This window comes from Acidovorax sp. HMWF018 (assembly GCF_003061035.1).
In the GTDB taxonomy this organism is placed as follows: domain Bacteria; phylum Pseudomonadota; class Gammaproteobacteria; order Burkholderiales; family Burkholderiaceae_C; genus Acidovorax; species Acidovorax delafieldii.
On record NZ_QAIM01000587.1, the window covers coordinates 2,279 to 2,695 of the forward strand.

Genomic DNA, 417 nt, shown 5'->3' on the forward strand with positions numbered 1-417 from the left:
CGCTGCTGTTTTTGACCGCCGCCAGCCTGCTCTGGCGGCAGGCCCGCGCTATGGCGGCCAGAACGCCGGCACCTGCGGCTGGCAATGCGGTGCCGCCCGCGTTTTCGCTGTCGGCTTACCTGGCCAACACGGCCGCGCTGCTGCGCATGCCCCGGGTGCGCTGGGTGCTGACCGTGGTGGCGGTGGAGGGCGCTCTGGCCTTTGGCACGCTGGCTTTTGTGCCCGCACGCATGGTGGACGGGTTTGGGCTGTCGGCCTCGGCGGCCGGCGGGGTGATGGTGCTGTATGGCGTGGGCGGGCTTATCTACAGCTTGCTGGCACGCCGCTGGCTGGCGCTGCTGGGTGAGCGGGGCCTGGCGCTGATGGGCGCCTCGCTGATTGCTGCCGGGCTGTTGCTGCTGGCCTGGGGGCCGGTGG

At 71.7% G+C, this 417-nt stretch carries 1 pseudogene; it reads left to right on the forward strand.

The features are described 5' to 3' along the window. Positions 1-417: pseudogene (locus DBR23_RS31715) on the forward strand (MFS transporter); the annotation flags it as partial.